This window comes from Rathayibacter sp. VKM Ac-2754 (assembly GCF_009807095.1).
GTDB lineage: Bacteria > Actinomycetota > Actinomycetes > Actinomycetales > Microbacteriaceae > Rathayibacter.
Window position 1 is genome coordinate 76,237 of record NZ_WUCC01000005.1, and the last position, 17,309, is coordinate 93,545.

Genomic DNA, 17,309 nt, shown 5'->3' on the forward strand with positions numbered 1-17,309 from the left:
TCAGGCCACCCCTTCCACGCTCAGCTGGGATTCGACGATCTCTCGGTAGGTCGCGTTCGTCTCGAGGAGCTCGTCGTGCGTGCCGCGCCCGACGATGCGGCCGGCGTCGAGGACGACGATGCTGTCGGCGTGCCGGATGGTCGACACCCGCTGGGCCACGATGATCACCGTCGCGTCGGTGGTGGCGTCGGCGAGGGACTCGCGCAGCCGCGCGTCGGTCGCGACGTCGAGCGCCGAGAACGAGTCGTCGAAGAGGAACACCTTCGGCCGGGCGACGAGCGCCCGCGCGATGCAGAGCCGCTGCCGCTGCCCGCCCGAGACGTTGGTGCCGCCCTGCGAGACGGGCTCGTCGAGCCCGCGCTCCTTGGCCCGGACGAAGTCCTCGCCCTGGGCGATGCGCAGCGCCTCCCACAGCTCGGCGTCGGTCGCCTCGGGCCGCCCGAAGCGGAGGTTGGAGGCGATGGTGCCCGAGAAGAGGTAGGGCCGCTGGGGCACGAGCCCGATCACCCGCGCGAGCTGGGCGCGGTCGAGGGAGGAGACGGGGACGCCGTCGATGCCGACCGAGCCCTGCTGCGGGTCGAACAGGCGCGGCACGAGGCCGAGCAGGGTGGTCTTGCCGGCTCCCGTCGACCCGACGATGGCGGTCGTGCGGCCGGGCTCGGCCACCAGGTCGACTCCCGAGAGCACGGGCCGCTCGGCGCCCGGGTAGCCGAAGGTGACGCCCGAGAACTCGACGCGACCGGTGGTCGGCGTCGCCACGCCTCCGGCCGGGGTCGTCAGGCTGGTGCGCGCGTCGAGGACCTCCTTGATGCGCTCGGCGCAGACCACCGCGCGCGGGATCATCATCACCATGAAGACGCCCATCATCACCGCCGTGAGGATCTGCAGGAGGTACTGCAGGAAGGCCGTCAGCGACCCGATCTGCATCTGACCGGCCTCGACCCGCTGGCCGCCGAACCAGAGCACGGCCGCGGTGGCGAGGTGCAGGATCATCATGATCGCCGGGAACATCAGCACGAAGATGTTGCCGACCTTGATCGACACCTCGGTGATGGCCGCGTTGGCGCGGCGGTAGCGCTCGGACTCGAAGGGCTCGCGGACGAACGCCCGGACGACGCGGATGCCGGTGATCTGCTCGCGCAGGACGCTGTTGATGCCGTCGATGCGGTCCTGCATGAGGCGGAACAGCGGCAGCAGGAGGAAGACCAGGACGCCGACCACGACGAACAGCAGCGGGACCGAGACCCAGACCAGCCACGAGAGGCCGGCGTCCTCGCGCAGGGCGAAGATGATTCCTCCGACGCACATGATCGGCGCGGACACCATGAAGTTGAGGGTCATCAGCACGAGCATCTGCACCTGCTGGACGTCGTTGGTGCCGCGGGTGATCAGGGTGGCCGTGCCGAACCCGCCCACCTCGAGGCCGCTGAGCGAGTCGACGCGGCGGTAGACGTCGCGGCGCAGGTCGCGGCCGACGGCCATGGCGGTGCGGGCGCCGAAGTAGACGCCTCCGATCGCGGTGACGACCTGCACGAGGCAGACGCCGAGCATGGTCGCGCCGGTCGCCCAGATGAAGTCGGTGTCGCCCCGGCCGATGCCCTGGTCGATGATCTCGGCGTTGAGGCTCGGCAGGTAGAGCGCGGCCAGCGTCGAGACGAGCTGCAGCACGACGACCGCGACCACCCAGCGGGTGTAGGGCTTCGCGTACGAGGACGCGAGACGGAGCAGGATCATGGGTCCTCCGGACAGGAGCGGAGCAGGGAGGGGGCAGCCGAGGAGCGGCTCGCACGGGACGACGGGGACCGGTGGTGCGGGTCGAGCGGCGCGGGAGGACGGGCCGTTCGGGGACGGCGCAAGACAACCATCGACCACCGACACGGGAAGTGCAATCCGCCGCCCGGCTGATCGTCGACGGCGTGCGGAGGTTCGTGTCGGCGGCGGCTCCTACACTCGCAGGATGCGCATCGCCACCTGGAACGTGAACTCCATCCGCGCCCGCACGGGGCGCGTCGTCGACTGGCTGGTGCGCGAGGACATCGACGTCCTCGCGATGCAGGAGCTCAAGTGCAGGCCCGAGCAGTTCCCGCACGAGGCCTTCGCCGCCGCGGGCTACCACGTCGAGATGGTCGGCCTCAGCCAGTGGAACGGCGTCGGCATCGCCTCCCGCCTCCCGATGGAGGACGTCGCGATCGGCTTCCCCGGCATGCCCGGCTTCGCGAAGGAGCCCTCGGCCGACGGCACCTTCCCGCTCGAGGCCCGGGCGATCGGCGCGACGGTGGACGGCGTCCGGATCTGGAGCCTCTACGTGCCCAACGGCCGCGCGGTCGGCGACCCGCACTGGTACTACAAGCTCGAGTGGTTCGCGGCCCTCGAGGCGAGCACGCGCGAGTGGCTCGCGGCCGAGCCCGATCTGCCGCTGGCGCTGGTCGGCGACTGGAACGTCGCTCCGCTCGACAGCGACGTCGGCGACCCGACGCTCGGCCCCGGATCCACCCATGTCTCGCCCGAGGAGCGCGCGGCCTTCGCCGCCTTCGTGGACGCCGGCCTGCGCGACGTGGTCCGCCCCCTGGTGCCGGAGGGCTACACCTACTGGGACTACAAGCAGCTGCGCTTCCCGCGCAACGAGGGCCTGCGGATCGACTTCGTGCTCGGCTCGCACGCGTTCGGGGAGCTCGTCACGGGCGCCTCGATCCACCGCGACGAGCGCAAGGGCGACGCCCCGAGCGACCACGTGCCGGTGGTCGTCGATCTCGACCTCGAGACGACCCTCGACGACGACCGACCGATGATCTTCTGAGCATGGCGTCGTCGAAGAAGAAGCGGGCGAACGCCCCCGCGACCCCGCGCCCCGCGAGCAGGCCGGTCGTGTCGCGCGAGCACGACGAGCTCCGCACCGAGGCGTACCGCTCGGTCCGCGAGACCTTCGCGGCCGGGCGCCCTCGCCGCCGGCGCTGGGACCTGGTGCTCTCGGTCCTCGGCTGCCTCGCGCTCGGCCTGCTCTGCGTGGTGCTCGGCTATCTCGCGGCGATCCTCGCCGTCTTCCCGGCGCAGTGCGAGGGGCGGAACATCGCCTGCGACTTCGACCGGATCGACTGGGGCGTCTCGATCGCCCTGATCGGCCCGCCGCTCCTGACGCTGATCGGCGTCGGCGTGACGATCGTGCGCTACCTCGTCGGTCGCCGCGTGTTCTGGATCCCGATCGTCGCGTTCGCGCTGTGCGTCGGCACGGCGTTCCTCGCCTCCTGGCTCGTCACGAGCTCGATCCCCGGCTCGGCGCTGGTCTGAGAGCACCGGTCGGCGGCGGGTCGAGAGGACCCGCCGCACCGGTCAGCCGGCGCAGCTCGGGTCGTCCGCGAGGGTCACGTCGGTCTTGTTGATCATCGGGGTGACGCGCAGCACCTGCTCGCCGAACCCGGAGGTGGTGCCGCCGTCGAAGTTCACGGTGAGCGTGTCGGACTGGCCGGGAGCGAGCTGCACGGTCACCTTCGACACCGGCCGGCCGAGGTCGTCGGTCGTCCCGATCACGGTCCCGACTCCTCCGGCCCAGGTGGCACCGGTGACGGTGGTGCCGGGAGGACCGTAGACGTACACGTTCGTCACGAAGTCGCCGAGGGGGATGCTCCCGCGCCCGCCGTTCGCCGCGACGTACGACGGCAGCGTGCGCGCCACCTTCTCGGTGATCGTGTTCGTCAGCGTGACCTGCGTCGAGAAGGTCGCCCCGGAGGCGGCGCAGCGGTTCGCGCTGGACTGCGTCACGGCGGTGTCGAGGTAGTAGTCCATCTTCGAGCCGATCGACGCGTCCTGGAAGAACACTCCGGTCGTCGTCGTGTCGGAGTTGTCGGCCGGCAGCACGCCCGCGATCGGGGTCGGGGCGAGCAGCGCCTGCTCGTCGGGGTCGGTGCTGTAGGCCAGGATCCGGCTCTCGCCGACGGCCTTCACGATCGCCGGCAGCATCTTCGTGGGCTCCATGTCGCCGCCGAGGATCTTGCCGAGGATGGTCGCGCTCGCGTCCGAGAAGAAGAGGTCGGTCTGCTCGCCGACGGTCTCGTCCGGGTAGCGGAAGTAGACCTTGTTGAGCAGGATCGACACCGCGTTCTCGCTCGTGAGCTCGGTGCCGTCGGTCACCGTGACGGGCCCGGTGGAGGCGAGGAGGTAGGACAGGGCGACCGGGTCGATCGCCATCACTCCGTCGATCTTCTGGTCGGGGAACTTCTGCGCCCAGAACTGCGTGGCGATCGAGGAGGCCGTCGGGAAGTCGGGCCGGCTGGTCGAGACGTTGAAGGTCGACGCCAGGTTGGCGCCGAAGGTGTCGAGAGCGCTCTGGTCGACCGTGACCGACTCGAGGCCCCTGAAGTCCCGGCTCGACAGCTGCTCGCCGATCGTGATCGCCCCGCCGTCGACGTTCAGCTGCATGACCGAGGAGGCGCCGCCTCCGAGGGCCTGCGACTCGGCCAGGTTCTGGAAGAGCACGAGGTAGCTGCGCGGCCCGCTCGCACCCAGGGCGTCGGGCAGGATCGCCGTGAGCGGCTCGACCTGGTCCATCGCCTTAGTCGCGGTCTCGAGCTGCGGAGCGAACGAGTCGATCGCGTCGGCGACCTGCGGCACCAGCGCGCCGCGGTCGATGCCGTCGACACGGGCCTGCGCCTCGTCGACGACTCCCTTGGCGGTGGTGATCTTCGCGGAGAGATCGGTGATCGCCGCGACGTCGACCCTGCCGTCGACCGGCTTGAGGATGTCGAGCGAGGTCCCCGCGAGCGGAGTGACGATCTTGCCCGAGACGTCGTCGGCGATCTCGGTCGCGGCCCGCACGGCCGAGAGGTTGGGGCCGAGGAAGGGGACGATCTCCATCACCCGCCACACCGGGTCGTCCGTCTCGTCGCGCGCCTCGCCGGTGAGGGTCGCGATCTGGCCGGCCGTCGACTCGGCTCCCGCGGTGTCGAACCCGGTCAGCTGGTCGGCGACCTGCGAGACGAGCGGGATGGCCGAGGTGAGCTTGGCGCGCACCGTCATCGCCTTGTCGTAGGTCTGGATCGCGAGGAACACCGCGACGATCGCGCCGATCAGGAGGACCAGCAGGATCGACAGCGTGATCCAGAGGCCCCGGCGTCGGCGTCGGGGCTGTCCGGAGGCGCGGCGAGAGGAGGTCGTCGTGGTGCTCATTCGAGAGAGCCTAAGCGACGGGCGGTCCGGGGGCGCGGTGCGGGTGCCCGGGCGCTCACCCCAGGAGGAGCGACACGGCGATCAGCACCGGCACGGCCGCGACCGTCGTGACCAGGGCCGTGTCGCGCGCGACGGCGACGCCCCGGTCGTACCGCGAGGCGAAGTTGAAGATGTTCTGCGCGGTCGGCAGCGCGGCCGTCACGGTGACGGCGAAGAGGTGCTCGGCGTCGAGATCGAAGACGAAGCGGCCGAGCAGCCAGGCGACGGCCGGCATGACCAGCGCCTTGAGCGTGGACGCCACGACGACCTCGATCCTGGCCGGTCCCGCCTCGAGCGGGCGCTGCCCGCGGAGCGACATCCCGAACGCCATCAGCACCAGGGGGATGGAGGCGTTGCCGATGATCGAGAACGGCTCGAGCACCGGCGCCGGCAGCTGCACGCCGGTCACGGCGACCAGCAGCCCCAGCCCCGAGGCGATGATCATCGGGTTCCGGAGCGGCTGCGTCAGGATCGAGCCCACCGAGGTCCTGCCGCTGGTCGAGATGTCGAGCACCGTGAGGACGGTGGGCGCGAGCACGAGCAGCTGCAGGAGCAGGGTCGGCGCGACCCACTGCGGATCGCCGAGCACGTAGATCGCGACCGGGAGCCCGATGTTGTTGGCGTTGACGTAGGCCGAGGCGGCGGTGCCGACGACCGTCTCGGGCACCGGCCGGCGGAAGAAGAGGCGCGAGGCGAGCACGTAGAGCACGGCGACGATCGCGACCGTGATCAGCGACACCAGGAGGAAGGAGGAGAACAGCACCGACACGTCGGCCTTCGCGAGCACCGTGAAGAGCAGGGCCGGGGTGGTGACGAAGAAGGCGATGCGCGAGAGCACCGCGCGTCCCTCCGGCGGCACGAGGCCGAATCGGGCGATCAGGTAGCCGACCGCGATGACCACTCCGATGATCGCGAAACCGGTGAGCACTCCCTCCGTGATGTCCTCCGATGTCCGATGCGTCGGTGACCCAGCCTAGGAGCCGTTGCACCCGGCCGGGCGCGCGCCTACCGTGGCCCCATGCCGCATCTCGAGGTCCCGGGCGCGAGCCTGCACTGGGAGGCGGACGGCCACGCCTCCGCTCCCGCCCTTCTGCTCGCGCACGCGGGCATCGCCGATCTGCGGATGTGGGATCCGCTGGTCTCCGCTCTCGCCGAGGACCACCAGGTGATCCGCTACGACAGCCGCGGCTTCGGCGGGACGACCACCGAGAGCGTCGAGTTCGACGAGCGCGCCGACGCTCTCGCGGTGCTTGATCACCTCGGCGTCGAGCGCGCGACCGTGATCGGCTGCTCGCGCGGCGGCTCGCTCGTGCTCGACCTGACCCTCGCCCACCCCGACCGCGTCGCGGGCCTCGTCACGATCGCGCCGGGCGTCGACGGATTCCCGTACCCCGATCTGACGGAGGAGGAGGACCGGCGGTTCGACGAGATCGACCAGGTCGTGAAGACGGGCGATCACGAGCGCGTGGCCCGGATGGAGGCGGAGCTCTGGGCCTTCGGGCCCGACCGCGCCGCGGAGTCGCTCGACCCCGCCTTCGTCGAGACGGTGCGCGAGCTCGCGACCGGGAGCCGGGGCCACGAGCACGAGAAGCCGAGATCGATCGCCCTCGAGCCGCCGGCGTACGAGCGGGTCGTCGACATCGCGGTGCCGACCCTCGTCGTGGTCGGCGCGCACGACCTCTCGGAGTCGTTCCCCGTCTACGAGTACCTCGCCACCGCGATCCCCGGGGCGGACGGCGCGGTCTTCCAGGCCGCGGCGCACCTCCCGAGCGTCGAGCTGCCGGAGGAGTTCCTGCGGGTGCTCCGGCCGTGGCTCGTCGAGCACGGTCTCTGAGGCCCGGCTCACCGTTTCTCGGAGGAGCGGACCGCGTACTTCACGACGGCCGTCGGGAACGGCTCGGGCACCGGCGCCACCGGACTCAGGCCGGTGCCTGCGCCGAGGAGGACGGCCAGTGCGAGACCGATCGCGGCGCAGGCCGCCTGCCCGGGGCCCCGCTCCGGCGGGGGACGGTACTCGTGCACGGGTGGCCGTCAGACGCGCAGGACGCTCACGCGGGACGGCCGGGTGGTGCCCATGACGCGATCCCCCGCCGTCCGATCCGCTCGCACTGGAAGGTTCCGGTGCGAGAAGGTCCGGGAATCCCCTGACCCATACACGGATGGTAGGCCGGGGAGGCGTTGCTCCGCCTGGTGGCGCGGGACGTCGCCCCGTGTCGGCGGAGCGCTGCTACGCCACCGCCGCCAGGTCGAACGCCCAGTCGTGGTGGAGGCTCGGCGGCTCGCCCAGCTCGACGAGGTCGATGCGATCGAAGCCGGCCTCGACGCACAGCGCGTTGTCCTCCGCGTCATCCGTGTCGACGTAGGCGTGCACGAAGCGGGGCACGGGGAACGCCGCCGCCTCGGCGAGCAGCAGCCGCAGTGAGCGGACGGCGATACCGCGCCGTCTCGCCTCGGGAGCGAGCGTCCAGCTCGTCTCGTAGGCCAGCAGGCCACGACTGCGGCCGTACCAATAGCCGATGGAGCCGACGCAGTGCCCGTCGAGCTCGATCGCGTAGAAGAACTCCGTCCCCTCCGCCCAACCGCGCAGGTAGCGGTCGTGCCGGAGGCGGAGGTCGCTCTCTGTCTCGAGTCCCGCTCCCGACTCCGCGAAGACGCTGCGGAGTGCGGCGGGGTCCGCCTGCGGCCAGGGCAGGAGGCGGAGGGTCTCGGACTGCTGATCGATGCTGACTGTTCTGCGGTCGCTTCCGGGTTCGGGTCCCGTCACGCGCTCCGATCCTCTCTCTCAGGATGGCTCGTCGATCGTGCCGCTCCGCCAGGTCTTCGGAGCGGGCATCCGATCGGATGGCTGCACTCGGGATGCAACCGCGATGTCGACCCATCCTCGTCCCGCGGTGGCGGGGCGGAATGGGATCAGACGAATCTAGCCCCGGATGGGGGGTCGATGGCTGCGAGTGTCCTGGTGATCCCCCTCGCGCACCGGAGTCGTGCGCCGCTGCCGCCGAGCGCGCCGCATCGCTCCGGGTGAACGCAACAAAAGCGCGTGCGCGCGGCCATACGCTCGGAGTCGGGCCGCATCGGGCCCGTTCCACCGGGCAATACGAGCGTGAGGAGGATCACCATGTCGCCATTCGTGCAGAGCACCGTCGTCGGAGAACCCGAGGTCGTCGAGGACCGCGTCGAGTCCTCCTCCGCCTGGCTCGACCTCAAGGCGGCCGCCACCGCCCTCCAGCCGCTGCAGGCCCAGGACGGGTCGCTCGCCGATCAGGACCGGCTCCCGGAGGCGCGCGCCGCGGTCGAGCGGATCGTCGGCGCCGTCGAGGCCCTCGCCCCCGCGTTCCCCCACGACTCCGCCTACCTCTCCGCGCTGGTCGTCGACCTCGAGCGCTGGAGCCGCGACGGCCTCGGCGTCCCCGACTTCCTCGACTCGCTGCAGGCCTTCCAGCCGCAGCTCGACCGCGTCGACGGCCGGCGGCACCTCGTCGTCTTCCCGATGTACACCCAGAACGGCAGCCGCGACCGGCATGTCGAGGCGGTCCTCGTCGAGGTGGTCTGGCCGCGCTTCGTGGCCGAGCTCGAGGCCGGTGACTACTCGAACGCGATGTTCGTGCCGGTGCGGTTCGTCGACTTCACCGCCGGCTACGACACCGACAGCGCCGTGCTCTTCCCCGAGACGGTCGCGATGCGGGCGATCCCCTCCTTCACCTGGGGAGCGATCTTCGCCGACCGCGAGGCCGCCCGGTTCCGCCGGGTCGTCACCGCGGCGGCGGCGGTCACCCGCCTCGAGCTGCCCGAGGACGCCCGGCGACTGCTCGCCGACCAGCGCCTGGCCGAGGAGTCGTTCGTGATGTGGGACCTCATCCACGACCGCACGCACATGCGCGGCGATCTGCCGTTCGACCCGTTCATGATCAAGCAGCGGATGCCGTTCTTCCTCTACTCGCTCGAGGAGCTGCGCTGCGACCTCACCGCGTTCCGCGAGGCCGTCGCGATCGAGCGCGGGCTCGCCCTGATCGAGGGGCGGAGCGACGAGGAGGAGGCGCTCGCCGAGCGCGCGCGCTTCGTGCAGTACGCGATCCTCTTCGACCGCCTCTTCCGGTTCCCGCTGACCGGCTCGCGGGTGCGCAACTACGACGGCCTGGGCGGTCAGCTGCTGTTCGCGTGGCTGCACCAGCACCGGGTGCTGCACTGGACCGACACCCGGCTCGCCGTCGAGTGGGACGGGGTCGCCGACGTCGTCGTGGCGCTCTCGGACGCGATCGACGAGCTGTACTGGCGCTCCATCGACCGGCCGAAGACGGCGCACTGGCTGGCGGCGCACGCGCTGATCGCCTCCGTGCTCACGCCGCACCCCGCCTCGGCGTGGGCCCGCGGACTGCCGGACGAGGTGCTTCTGGGCGCCCCGCGGGGGCTGACGGACGCGGTACTGGACGACGAGTTCCCGCTGTCGATGTTCTACGAGGCCCTCGGCAAGAAGATGACCGACGTGATCGCGTCGACGGCGGGGATCACCGGGCGCAGCTGAGCGACTCCTGGCGTCACGGACCCGTCGCTCGCCGATGGCCGTCGGATAGCGTGGACACCATGTCCCGTGCCGCCGTCGTCGACCCCTTCGCCGCGGGCTGGGCGCGGCGGCCGCCGAGTCGCGCGAACCACGTGCGCGACGCGATCGGCGCGGGCGTCCTGCTCGTGGCGACCCTCGCCTCCGTCGCCCTGTACACCTCCGCCGGCTTCCCGGACGCGGCCCACCCCCTGGTCAGTGCGGGGTGGGCCGGCGCCATGACGCTGCCGCTGGCGCTGCGGAGGCGGTTCCCGGCGACCGTCGCGATCCTCCTCGCCGTCGTCTACACGCTCGGGCTCGTGCTGCAGGTGCCCGAGTCGCTGTTCAACCAGATCTGCCTGTTCCTCGCGATCTACACGGTCGGCGCGTGGGGACGCGACCGGCGGGTGGCGCTGCTCGTGCGCATCCTCATCGCCGTCGCCCTGCTCGGCTGGCTGGTGAGCACCCTCGTCACCGGCGACTGGATGGGGCGCGCCGTGCCGTCCTCCGACTCGTCGGGCGTGCTCTCGCCCTACGTGGCCGAGTCGGCGCTGGTGCTGCTGGTCAACCTGCTCTACTTCGGCAGCGCCTACGTCTTCGGCGAGGCGTCGTGGCAGTCGGCGCGCCGCCTCGAGGCCCTCCAGGCCCGCACCGCCGAGCTCGACGACGAGCGGGAGCGATCCTCGCGGCAGGCCGTGACGTCGGAGCGCCTCCGGATCGCCCGCGAGCTGCACGACGTCGTCGCCCACCACGTCAGCGTGATGGGCGTGCAGGCCGGCGCCGCCCGACGCGTGCTGGCGCGCGACCCCGAGAAGGCCGCCCGCTCGCTCAGCGCGATCGAGAACGACGCGCGCTCGGCCATCGAGGAGCTGCACCGCATCCTGGTCGCCCTGCGCACGGAGGAGGTCACCGCGAGCCCGCTGACCGACTCCGCCTCGACGAGGGGCGTCGCGGCGCTCGAGGAGCTCGTCGCCGCCTCGACCGGCTCCGGGCTGCCGACGGTGTTCCGCGAGTCGGGCGACGCGCGCGAGATCCCGGCGACCGTCGGCCTGAGCCTCTACCGCATCGCCCAGGAGTCGCTGACGAACGTCCGCAAGCACGCCGGCCCGGGCGCGCACGCCGAGGTGCGCCTGCGCTACCTCCCCGGGGCGGTCGAGCTCGAAGTGGCCGACGACGGGGGCACCGGACCGCACCCGACCGTCCCCGCCTCGTGCGGCCTCGGCCAGACCGGCATGCGCGAGCGCGCCGCCGCGGTGGGCGGCTGGGTCGAGACGGGCCCGCACGACGGCGGGTACCGCGTGCACGCGCATGTCCCGCTGACCCCCGTCCGCGGCATCGACGGAGAGGACACGGCCGAGGCGGTAGCGTCGTCCGGGGCGTCGAGGGGGCGCCAGGATCGAGCGAGCGGGGGCCGCGCATGACCGAGGACATCCGCGTCCTCCTGGTGGACGACCAGGAGCTCGTCCGTGCCGGGTTCCGCATCATCCTCGAGTCCGAGCCGGGCATCGTCGTCGTCGGCGAGGCCCGCACCGGCCGCGAGGCCATCGACCGCGCCGCCGAGCTGTGCCCGGACGTCATCTGCATGGACGTCCAGATGCCGGGCCTGGACGGCCTCGCCGCGACCCGCGAGATCGTCAAGGATCCGCGCCTGTGCTCGAGCGTGCTGATCCTCACCACCTTCGATCGCGACGACTACCTCTTCGATGCGCTGTCGGCCGGCGCGAGCGGTTTCCTCCTCAAGAACGCGTCGCCGGAGGACCTCGTCGAGGCCGTGCAGGTCGTCGCGCGCGGCGACGCGATGCTGGCGCCCGACGTGACGCGCCGCGTGCTCGAGCGCTTCACCGCCGATCCGGCCCGGCCGGCCGCCGATCACCCGGGCATCGCCGAGCTCACCGATCGCGAGCGCGAGGTCCTGGTGCACCTGGCGCGCGGCTGGTCGAACGCCGAGATCGCGGCGGAGCTGTTCGTCGGCGAGGCGACCGTGAAGACGCACGTCTCGAAGATCCTGATGAAGCTGAGGGTGCGCGACCGCATCCAGGCGGTCGTGTTCGCCTACGAGCACGGGATCGCGGTGCCGGGGCGGTCGTAGGGCCTGTCGGCGGATACCGGGGCTCAGCGGCGGGGCGCCTGCACGCGCGGCGGGACCCGGCGGACGAACTCCATCCGGATGTCGGGCGCGATCTTGCGGTCGAGCACGACGGTCATGTAGCGCCCGTCGACCCGCGCGCCGATGGCGATCACGTCGGGATCGGTGTCGACCCGGTAGCCGCGCAGCGCCTCCCCGTCGACGACGACCGGCACGCCTCGGACGACGTCCTCGTCGCGCAGTGCCGCGGCCACCACCGGCATCCCGCCGCGACGGGTGCGGACGCGGCCCGGGAACGTGTTGCGGAGCACGTCGCCCATGTGCGCGGCGAGACGCGACTCGAGGGGGCGGCTGCGCTCGGCGGGGATCGGCACGGAGGTGCGGACCGCCTCCCAGAGCACCGGGTACCGCATCCGGGTGACCTGGTCGACCATCCACGGCGGGAGGTGGTCGTTCTCGGCCCGCTCGATGGCGCGCTTCTGCTCGGGAGTGAGCGGCACCTGGTTGACGGGATCGGCGCGATTGCGCGGATTCCGGAAGAACGAGTACGAGAGGGAGATCTCGACGAACCGCCCGAGCGCCATGGTCTGGGCCGCCGCGAACTCCTCGAGGCGGGGCTGAGGAGCGAACGTGACGACCGGGTCGCCGAAGCGAGCCGCGATCTCGTCCACCCCGGGCGGGGCGGGCATGTCGCGAACGGCCCCCGAAGTGTCCATGCGCATAGGACAAGAGTGGCCTGCCGCCCAGCCGATACCAACTTCTTGACGGCAATCGGCTCCCGGGTCATGAGACGTCCACTCCTCCACCACGCGACGGAGGGGCGCGGAACGCGTCGGGGACCTGCCCGGCGAGGGGCTGCGAAGATGGGGGAATGAGCACTCTGCACGATCCGGACCTCCGCGGCTTCGCCTCCGACAACTACTCCGGCGTGCACGAGGAGGTGCTCGCGGCGATCGCGGCCGCCAACGGCGCGCACCAGATCGCGTACGGCGAGGACGTCTACACCGAGCGGCTCCAGGAGGCGTTCCGCCGCGAGTTCGGCGAGCAGGCGCAGGCGTTCCCCGTCTTCAACGGGACCGGAGCGAACGTCACCGGGCTGCAGTCGATGCTGCCCCGCTGGGGCGCCGTGGTGTCGGCCGGCACCGCGCACATCAACTCCGACGAGGGAGGCGCCCCCGAGAAGGTCGGCGGGATCAAGATCCTCACCGTCGACACCCCCGACGGCAAGCTCACCCCCGCGCTCGTCGACGAACAGGCGTGGGGGTTCGGCGACGAGCACCGCGCCCAGCCGCTCGTCGTCTCGATCACGCAGTCGACCGAGCTCGGCACCGTCTACACGCCCCAGGAGGTGCGGGCGCTCGCCGACCACGCGCACTCCCGCGGGATGCGGCTGCACATGGACGGCGCGCGGATCGCGAACGCGGCGGCGGCGCTGGGCGGCTCGCTCCGCTCGTTCACGACCGATGCGGGTGTCGACGTGCTGTCGTTCGGCGGGACGAAGAACGGCATGCTGCTCGGCGAGGCGATCGTGGTGCTCGATCCCGACGCGTCCAGCGGGCTGACGTTCCTCCGCAAGACCAACATGCAGCTGTCGTCGAAGATGCGCTTCATCTCGGCGCAGTTCCTCGCGATGCTGGGCGACGGCTCCGGGGAGGCGCTGTGGCTGCGCTCGGCGCGGCACGCGAACTCGATGGCGGCGCGCCTCCGCTCGCACCTCGACGAGGCCGTGGCGGCCGGGCGGATCCGCGGACTGGCGTTCACGCAGCCGACCCACGCGAACGCGGTGTTCGCCGCCCTGCCCGCGGGCGTGGCCGACCGCCTCCGGGAGGGCTACCGCTTCTACGACTGGAACCCGGCGACCGGCGAGGTGCGCTGGGTCTGCTCGTTCGACACCACCGAGGCCGACATCGACGCCTTCACGGCGGCGATCGAGCGCGAGCTGGCCGCGTGAGGCTCCGGGCGGTCGCCGCGGGCATCGCGGTGCTCGTCGCGCTGGCGGGCTGCACGGCCGCGGAGCCGATCGCGAGCCCCACGGCCAGCGCGACTCCGACCGCCACCGCCTCCTCGCGGCTCGACTGCGACGACCTGCTGCCCGTGGGGCGCGCGTCGGCCGCCCTCGCCGTGCCGTCGAGCGATCTCGAGGGGACCCGCGAGGTCGCCGTCCGCGGCTCGTCCGAGCTGATCCGCGAGGCCGCGCAGGAGAACGGCGGGCTGCTCGCCTGCTCCTGGTACCGGGAGGACGGCGCGGCGTCGATCACCGCCTCGGCCCTCGAGGACGCGGCCGAGGCGTTCGCGGCGGCGGCGCACCCGGGAACACGGCTCGCGACCGACGTCGAGGCCTACAGCGCGTGCGCCGACACCCTGTGCGACGTCGACCTCCTCGCCGGGACGACCTGGGTCACGATCGAGCTCACGGAGGCGCCGGCCGACGCCGACCTCGCCGCCCTCGTCTCCGAGACGGCGGACGCCGCGAGCGGGAGGCTCGACGAGCCGATCACCGCCGACACTCCGGTCTGCGCCGACCTGCTCACGGCCGAGGAGCTCACGACGACCGCGGGGCTCGCCCAGGCGACGCCCGGCGCCGGCACGGAGGGCGCCGCCCCGGCGACCGCGCCGGCCGCGGCCGCCGCCCGGGCGGGATACGCCTCCTGCACCTGGACCGACCCGACCAGCAGCACCTACGCGGGGCTGAGCGTCGACGTGCTGCCGAACGGCGTGGAGGGCTGGCAGAACCTGTCGCTGACCTCCGGGCTCGCGATCCCGCTGACGCCGCTCGACGGGCTCGGCGACCGGGCGCTCTCGGGCTGCGGAGGCGGCTCGTGCGAGATCGACGTGGTCGCCGACTCGGTCTGGTGGCGCGTGCAGGTCACGGGCGACGCCGCGCGGGCCGACGCGGTCGCCCGCGCCCTGATCGGCTGAGGGCGCCGGGTCAGGCCCGCCAGTACTCGTACCAGGAGGACTCGCGGCAGCCGAGCGAGGCGTAGAGGCGGCGGGCCCCGGCGTTGTCGGCGAGCACCTGCAGCCAGAAGCGCTCGCCGCGCGCGCGCTCGAGCAGGGTGCGGACGACCGCGGAGGCGTGCCCGCGCCGGCGCGCGTCGGGGCGGGTCGCCAGCGCGAAGAGCCCGCTCCACTGCTCGCCGTCGGGAGCCGCGACGTGGGCGAGCCGCCCGCAGGCCGCGGGGCCGCCCTCGTCGCGCAGCAGGGCGTAGGAGGAGTCGCAGCCCGCGAGGATCCGCTGGGCGACGTCGCGCTCGGCCGCCCCGCCCCGGCCGTCGACCGACCACCAGAGCGACATCCAGTCGTCGTCGGGGACCGCGCAGGCCTCGATGCCGGCCTCCGGGAGCGCGGCGAGGGCCTCCGCCACCGAGCCGGTGAGGATCAGCGTGCGGTCGTGGGGCTCGTAGCCGCGGGTGGCGAGGAGGTCGGGCAGGTCTGCGGGATCGCTGGCGGGGCCGAGCTGGAAGAGCGGGGGGATCCCGCGGTCCCGGGCGAACTCCTCCGCTTCTGCGATGGCCCGCGCGACGTCGGGGACGGGGCCCGAGGTGAGCACGGAGTTGGCGCGCTTGGTGACTCCGGAGGCGGCGCGCAGCTGCCAGCCGTCGAGGTCGCGTCGCTCGAGCGGCGGCCAGGCGGCGGAGGCGAGGTGGTCGAGGAGGCGCGCATCCATCCGTCCACGGTATCCGGCGTCGGGGTGCACCTTCGGCTCGTGGAAACACGTTCGGCTCGCAGGAACTCGCGGATTTCGCGAGCCGAATGGGATTCCGCGAGCCGGAGACAGCTGCCGGGCGAGTTCGGCTCGTGGGAACACCTTCGGCTCGCGAGATGCGCCGGATTCGACGAGCCGAACGCGATCCTGCGAGCCGGAGATGACGCTCGACGACGTTCGGCTCGCGGAAACACGTCCGGCTCGCAGGATCCGGCGGATCGGACGAGCCGAAGCGGATCCTGCGAGCCGGAGGTGGCGGCAGACGGGGCCTACAGGTTGATCATGTGCCCCTTGAGGCCGTGGAAGCCCTCCTGGAGCGCCTCCGACAGCGTCGGGTGGGTGTGCACGTTGCGCGCCAGCTCGGTGGCCGTGAGGTCCCACTTCTGCGCGAGCGTGAGCTCGGGGAGCAGCTCGGAGACGTCCGGTCCGATCATGTGGCCGCCGAGGAGCTCGCCGTACTTCTTGCTCGCGATGAGCTTCACGAAGCCGGTGGGCTCGCCGAGGCCGTGCGCCTTGCCGTTCGCCATGAACGGGAAGGTCGTGACGGTGATCTCGTGGCCCTCGTCGGTCGCCTGCTTCTCGGTGAGGCCGAAGGAGGCGATCTGCGGCTGGCAGAAGGTCGCGCGCGGCATCATCCGGTAGTCGCCCAGCGTCTGGGTCTCGGCACCGGCGATGGTCTCGGCGGCGACGACGCCCTGCGCCTCCGCGACGTGCGCGAGCTGGAGCTTCGCGGTGACGTCGCCGATGGCGTAGATGCCGGGGACGTTGGTGCGCATGTGGTCGTCGATCGCGATCGCGCCGCGCTCGGTGAGCTCGACGCCGGTCTTCTCGAGGCCGAAGCCCTCGACGCGCGGGACCCAGCCGATCGACATGAGGACCTTGTCGACCTCGAGGGTCGACTGCGTGCCGTCCTTGCCGGTGTACGTGACGGTGACGTAGCCGTCCTTGTCGACGACCGACTCGACCTTGGTCGAGGTGAGGATCTCGACTCCGAGCTTCTTGTACTGCTTCTGGATCTCCTTGGAGACGTCCGGGTCCTCGTTGGGGAGGGCGCGGTCCATGAACTCGATGATCGTGACGTCGACGCCGTAGTTCTTCAGGACGTAGGCGAACTCCATGCCGATCGCACCCGCGCCCACGATGGCCATCGTGTCGGGCAGGTCGCGGGTCATGATCTGCGTCTCGTAGGTGACGACGTTCTCGCTCAGCTCGACGCCCGGCAGGAGGCGGACGCTCGCGCCGGTCGCGATGATCGCGTCGTCGAAGGTGATCGACTCCGTGCCGCCCTTGCTCAGCTCGACGTCGATGCCCTTCGGGCCGGTGAACGAGCCGGTGCCGTCGAACTCGGTGATCTTGTTCTTCTTCATCAGGAAGTGGACGCCCTTGACGCGGCCCTCGGCCACGCTGCGGCTGCGGTCGAACGCCGCGCCGAAGTCGAAGGAGACGTCACCCGAGATGCCGAACTGCTTGGCCTGCGAGTGGAAGATGTGGGCGAGCTCGGCGTTGCGCAGCAGCGCCTTCGACGGGATGCAGCCGACGTTGAGGCAGACACCGCCCCAGTACTGCTTCTCGACGACGGCGACGGACTTGCCGAGCTGCGCTGCGCGGATCGCGGCCACGTAGCCGCCGGGGCCCGCCCCCAGGACGACGACGTCGAAGTGCTGGGCCATGTGATGATCCTCCATCAGATTCGTGATCATGGGAGCGCGGGGAACCACGCCGTCCACCACCGTACCGTTTCGCACCGACAGGACTCCGTGCTCCTCCGTGGGCGAACGCGC

At 71.8% G+C, this 17,309-nt stretch carries 15 protein-coding genes; 8 read left to right on the forward strand and 7 right to left on the reverse strand.

Translation table 11 applies throughout. From position 1 onward, the window contains the following. Window positions 1-1,734 (reverse strand): ABC transporter ATP-binding protein, encoded by a 1,734-nt coding sequence (locus GRS92_RS09935; protein ID WP_159855781.1) that lies wholly within the window; start codon window positions 1,732-1,734, stop codon window positions 1-3. Between the two features lie 223 nt (window positions 1,735-1,957). Between GRS92_RS09935 and GRS92_RS09940 the strand changes: the two genes are divergently transcribed. Together GRS92_RS09940 and GRS92_RS09945 are read left to right on the forward strand one after the other, a co-directional pair. Beyond that, window positions 1,958-2,797: an exodeoxyribonuclease III gene (locus GRS92_RS09940; RefSeq protein ID WP_159855783.1), complete on the forward strand. Its 840-nt coding sequence runs from the start codon at window positions 1,958-1,960 to the stop codon at window positions 2,795-2,797. A gap of 2 nt (window positions 2,798-2,799) precedes the next feature. After that, a complete protein-coding gene (locus tag GRS92_RS09945; RefSeq protein WP_159855785.1) occupies window positions 2,800-3,285 on the forward strand; it encodes a hypothetical protein in 486 nt (161 codons plus the stop codon). A 42-nt stretch (window positions 3,286-3,327) separates the two neighbouring features. Here the strand turns inward: GRS92_RS09945 and GRS92_RS09950 are convergent, their stop codons facing one another. Beyond that, window positions 3,328-5,160, reverse strand: coding sequence for a DUF4012 domain-containing protein (locus GRS92_RS09950; RefSeq protein ID WP_159855787.1), 1,833 nt, complete (start codon window positions 5,158-5,160; stop codon window positions 3,328-3,330). A gap of 55 nt (window positions 5,161-5,215) precedes the next feature. Further along, a complete protein-coding gene (locus GRS92_RS09955) occupies window positions 5,216-6,127 on the reverse strand; it encodes an AEC family transporter (protein WP_235021922.1) in 912 nt (303 codons plus the stop codon). 90 nt (window positions 6,128-6,217) lie between these two features. Between GRS92_RS09955 and GRS92_RS09960 the strand changes: the two genes are divergently transcribed. Beyond that, on the forward strand, window positions 6,218-7,033 hold the full coding sequence (locus GRS92_RS09960) for an alpha/beta fold hydrolase (RefSeq protein ID WP_159855789.1): 816 nt from the start codon (window positions 6,218-6,220) through the stop codon (window positions 7,031-7,033). A gap of 393 nt (window positions 7,034-7,426) precedes the next feature. Here the strand turns inward: GRS92_RS09960 and GRS92_RS09965 are convergent, their stop codons facing one another. After that, window positions 7,427-7,963, reverse strand: a complete 537-nt coding sequence (locus GRS92_RS09965) for a GNAT family N-acetyltransferase (RefSeq protein WP_159855791.1) — start codon at window positions 7,961-7,963, stop codon at window positions 7,427-7,429. A 354-nt stretch (window positions 7,964-8,317) separates the two neighbouring features. On the opposite strand from GRS92_RS09965, the gene GRS92_RS09970 reads away from it, so the two are divergent. The 3 genes from GRS92_RS09970 to GRS92_RS09980 are packed head-to-tail and all read left to right on the forward strand — an operon-like array spanning window position 8,318 to window position 11,825. Next, window positions 8,318-9,721 carry a DUF6421 family protein gene (locus GRS92_RS09970; protein ID WP_159855793.1) on the forward strand — a complete coding sequence of 468 codons (1,404 nt, stop codon included), beginning with the start codon at window positions 8,318-8,320 and terminating at the stop codon, window positions 9,719-9,721. 59 nt (window positions 9,722-9,780) lie between these two features. Further along, the gene (locus GRS92_RS09975) at window positions 9,781-11,157 is read left to right on the forward strand and encodes a sensor histidine kinase (RefSeq protein ID WP_159855795.1); all 1,377 of its coding nucleotides are present in this window, start codon (window positions 9,781-9,783) and stop codon (window positions 11,155-11,157) included. Further along, a complete protein-coding gene (locus tag GRS92_RS09980) occupies window positions 11,154-11,825 on the forward strand; it encodes a response regulator (RefSeq protein WP_159855797.1) in 672 nt (223 codons plus the stop codon). Before GRS92_RS09975 ends, GRS92_RS09980 begins: the two co-directional genes overlap by 4 nt. Before the next feature lie 23 nt (window positions 11,826-11,848). On the opposite strand, the gene GRS92_RS09985 is transcribed toward GRS92_RS09980, so the two are convergent. After that, a complete protein-coding gene (locus GRS92_RS09985) occupies window positions 11,849-12,538 on the reverse strand; it encodes a hypothetical protein (protein WP_159855799.1) in 690 nt (229 codons plus the stop codon). Between the two features lie 155 nt (window positions 12,539-12,693). On the opposite strand from GRS92_RS09985, the gene GRS92_RS09990 reads away from it, so the two are divergent. Next, on the forward strand, window positions 12,694-13,773 hold the full coding sequence (locus tag GRS92_RS09990) for a threonine aldolase family protein (RefSeq protein WP_159855801.1): 1,080 nt from the start codon (window positions 12,694-12,696) through the stop codon (window positions 13,771-13,773). Further along, window positions 13,770-14,741 (forward strand): hypothetical protein, encoded by a 972-nt coding sequence (locus GRS92_RS09995; protein ID WP_159855802.1) that lies wholly within the window; start codon window positions 13,770-13,772, stop codon window positions 14,739-14,741. Before GRS92_RS09990 ends, GRS92_RS09995 begins: the two co-directional genes overlap by 4 nt. A 10-nt stretch (window positions 14,742-14,751) precedes the next feature. Here the strand turns inward: GRS92_RS09995 and GRS92_RS10000 are convergent, their stop codons facing one another. Beyond that, on the reverse strand, window positions 14,752-15,489 hold the full coding sequence (locus tag GRS92_RS10000; protein ID WP_159855804.1) for a GNAT family N-acetyltransferase: 738 nt from the start codon (window positions 15,487-15,489) through the stop codon (window positions 14,752-14,754). Between the two features lie 308 nt (window positions 15,490-15,797). Then, window positions 15,798-17,198, reverse strand: a complete 1,401-nt coding sequence (gene lpdA / locus GRS92_RS10005; protein WP_159855806.1) for a dihydrolipoyl dehydrogenase — start codon at window positions 17,196-17,198, stop codon at window positions 15,798-15,800. Window positions 17,199-17,309 lie beyond the last annotated feature (111 nt).

Bases quoted from the DNA above. Each gene is read 5' to 3' on its own strand.
- GRS92_RS09960 (WP_159855789.1), top strand. From the start codon at position 6,218: ATGCCGCATCTCGAGGTCCCGGGCGCGAGCCTGCACTGGGAGGCGGAC.
- GRS92_RS09975 (WP_159855795.1), top strand. From the start codon at position 9,781: ATGTCCCGTGCCGCCGTCGTCGACCCCTTCGCCGCGGGCTGGGCGCGG.
- GRS92_RS10000 (WP_159855804.1), bottom strand. From the start codon at position 15,489: ATGGATGCGCGCCTCCTCGACCACCTCGCCTCCGCCGCCTGGCCGCCG.
- GRS92_RS09950 (WP_159855787.1), bottom strand. From the start codon at position 5,160: ATGAGCACCACGACGACCTCCTCTCGCCGCGCCTCCGGACAGCCCCGA.
- GRS92_RS09945 (WP_159855785.1), top strand. From the start codon at position 2,800: ATGGCGTCGTCGAAGAAGAAGCGGGCGAACGCCCCCGCGACCCCGCGC.
- GRS92_RS09935 (WP_159855781.1), bottom strand. From the start codon at position 1,734: ATGATCCTGCTCCGTCTCGCGTCCTCGTACGCGAAGCCCTACACCCGC.
- GRS92_RS09990 (WP_159855801.1), top strand. From the start codon at position 12,694: ATGAGCACTCTGCACGATCCGGACCTCCGCGGCTTCGCCTCCGACAAC.
- GRS92_RS09985 (WP_159855799.1), bottom strand. From the start codon at position 12,538: ATGGACACTTCGGGGGCCGTTCGCGACATGCCCGCCCCGCCCGGGGTG.
- GRS92_RS09980 (WP_159855797.1), top strand. From the start codon at position 11,154: ATGACCGAGGACATCCGCGTCCTCCTGGTGGACGACCAGGAGCTCGTC.
- lpdA (WP_159855806.1), bottom strand. From the start codon at position 17,198: ATGGCCCAGCACTTCGACGTCGTCGTCCTGGGGGCGGGCCCCGGCGGC.
- GRS92_RS09970 (WP_159855793.1), top strand. From the start codon at position 8,318: ATGTCGCCATTCGTGCAGAGCACCGTCGTCGGAGAACCCGAGGTCGTC.
- GRS92_RS09940 (WP_159855783.1), top strand. From the start codon at position 1,958: ATGCGCATCGCCACCTGGAACGTGAACTCCATCCGCGCCCGCACGGGG.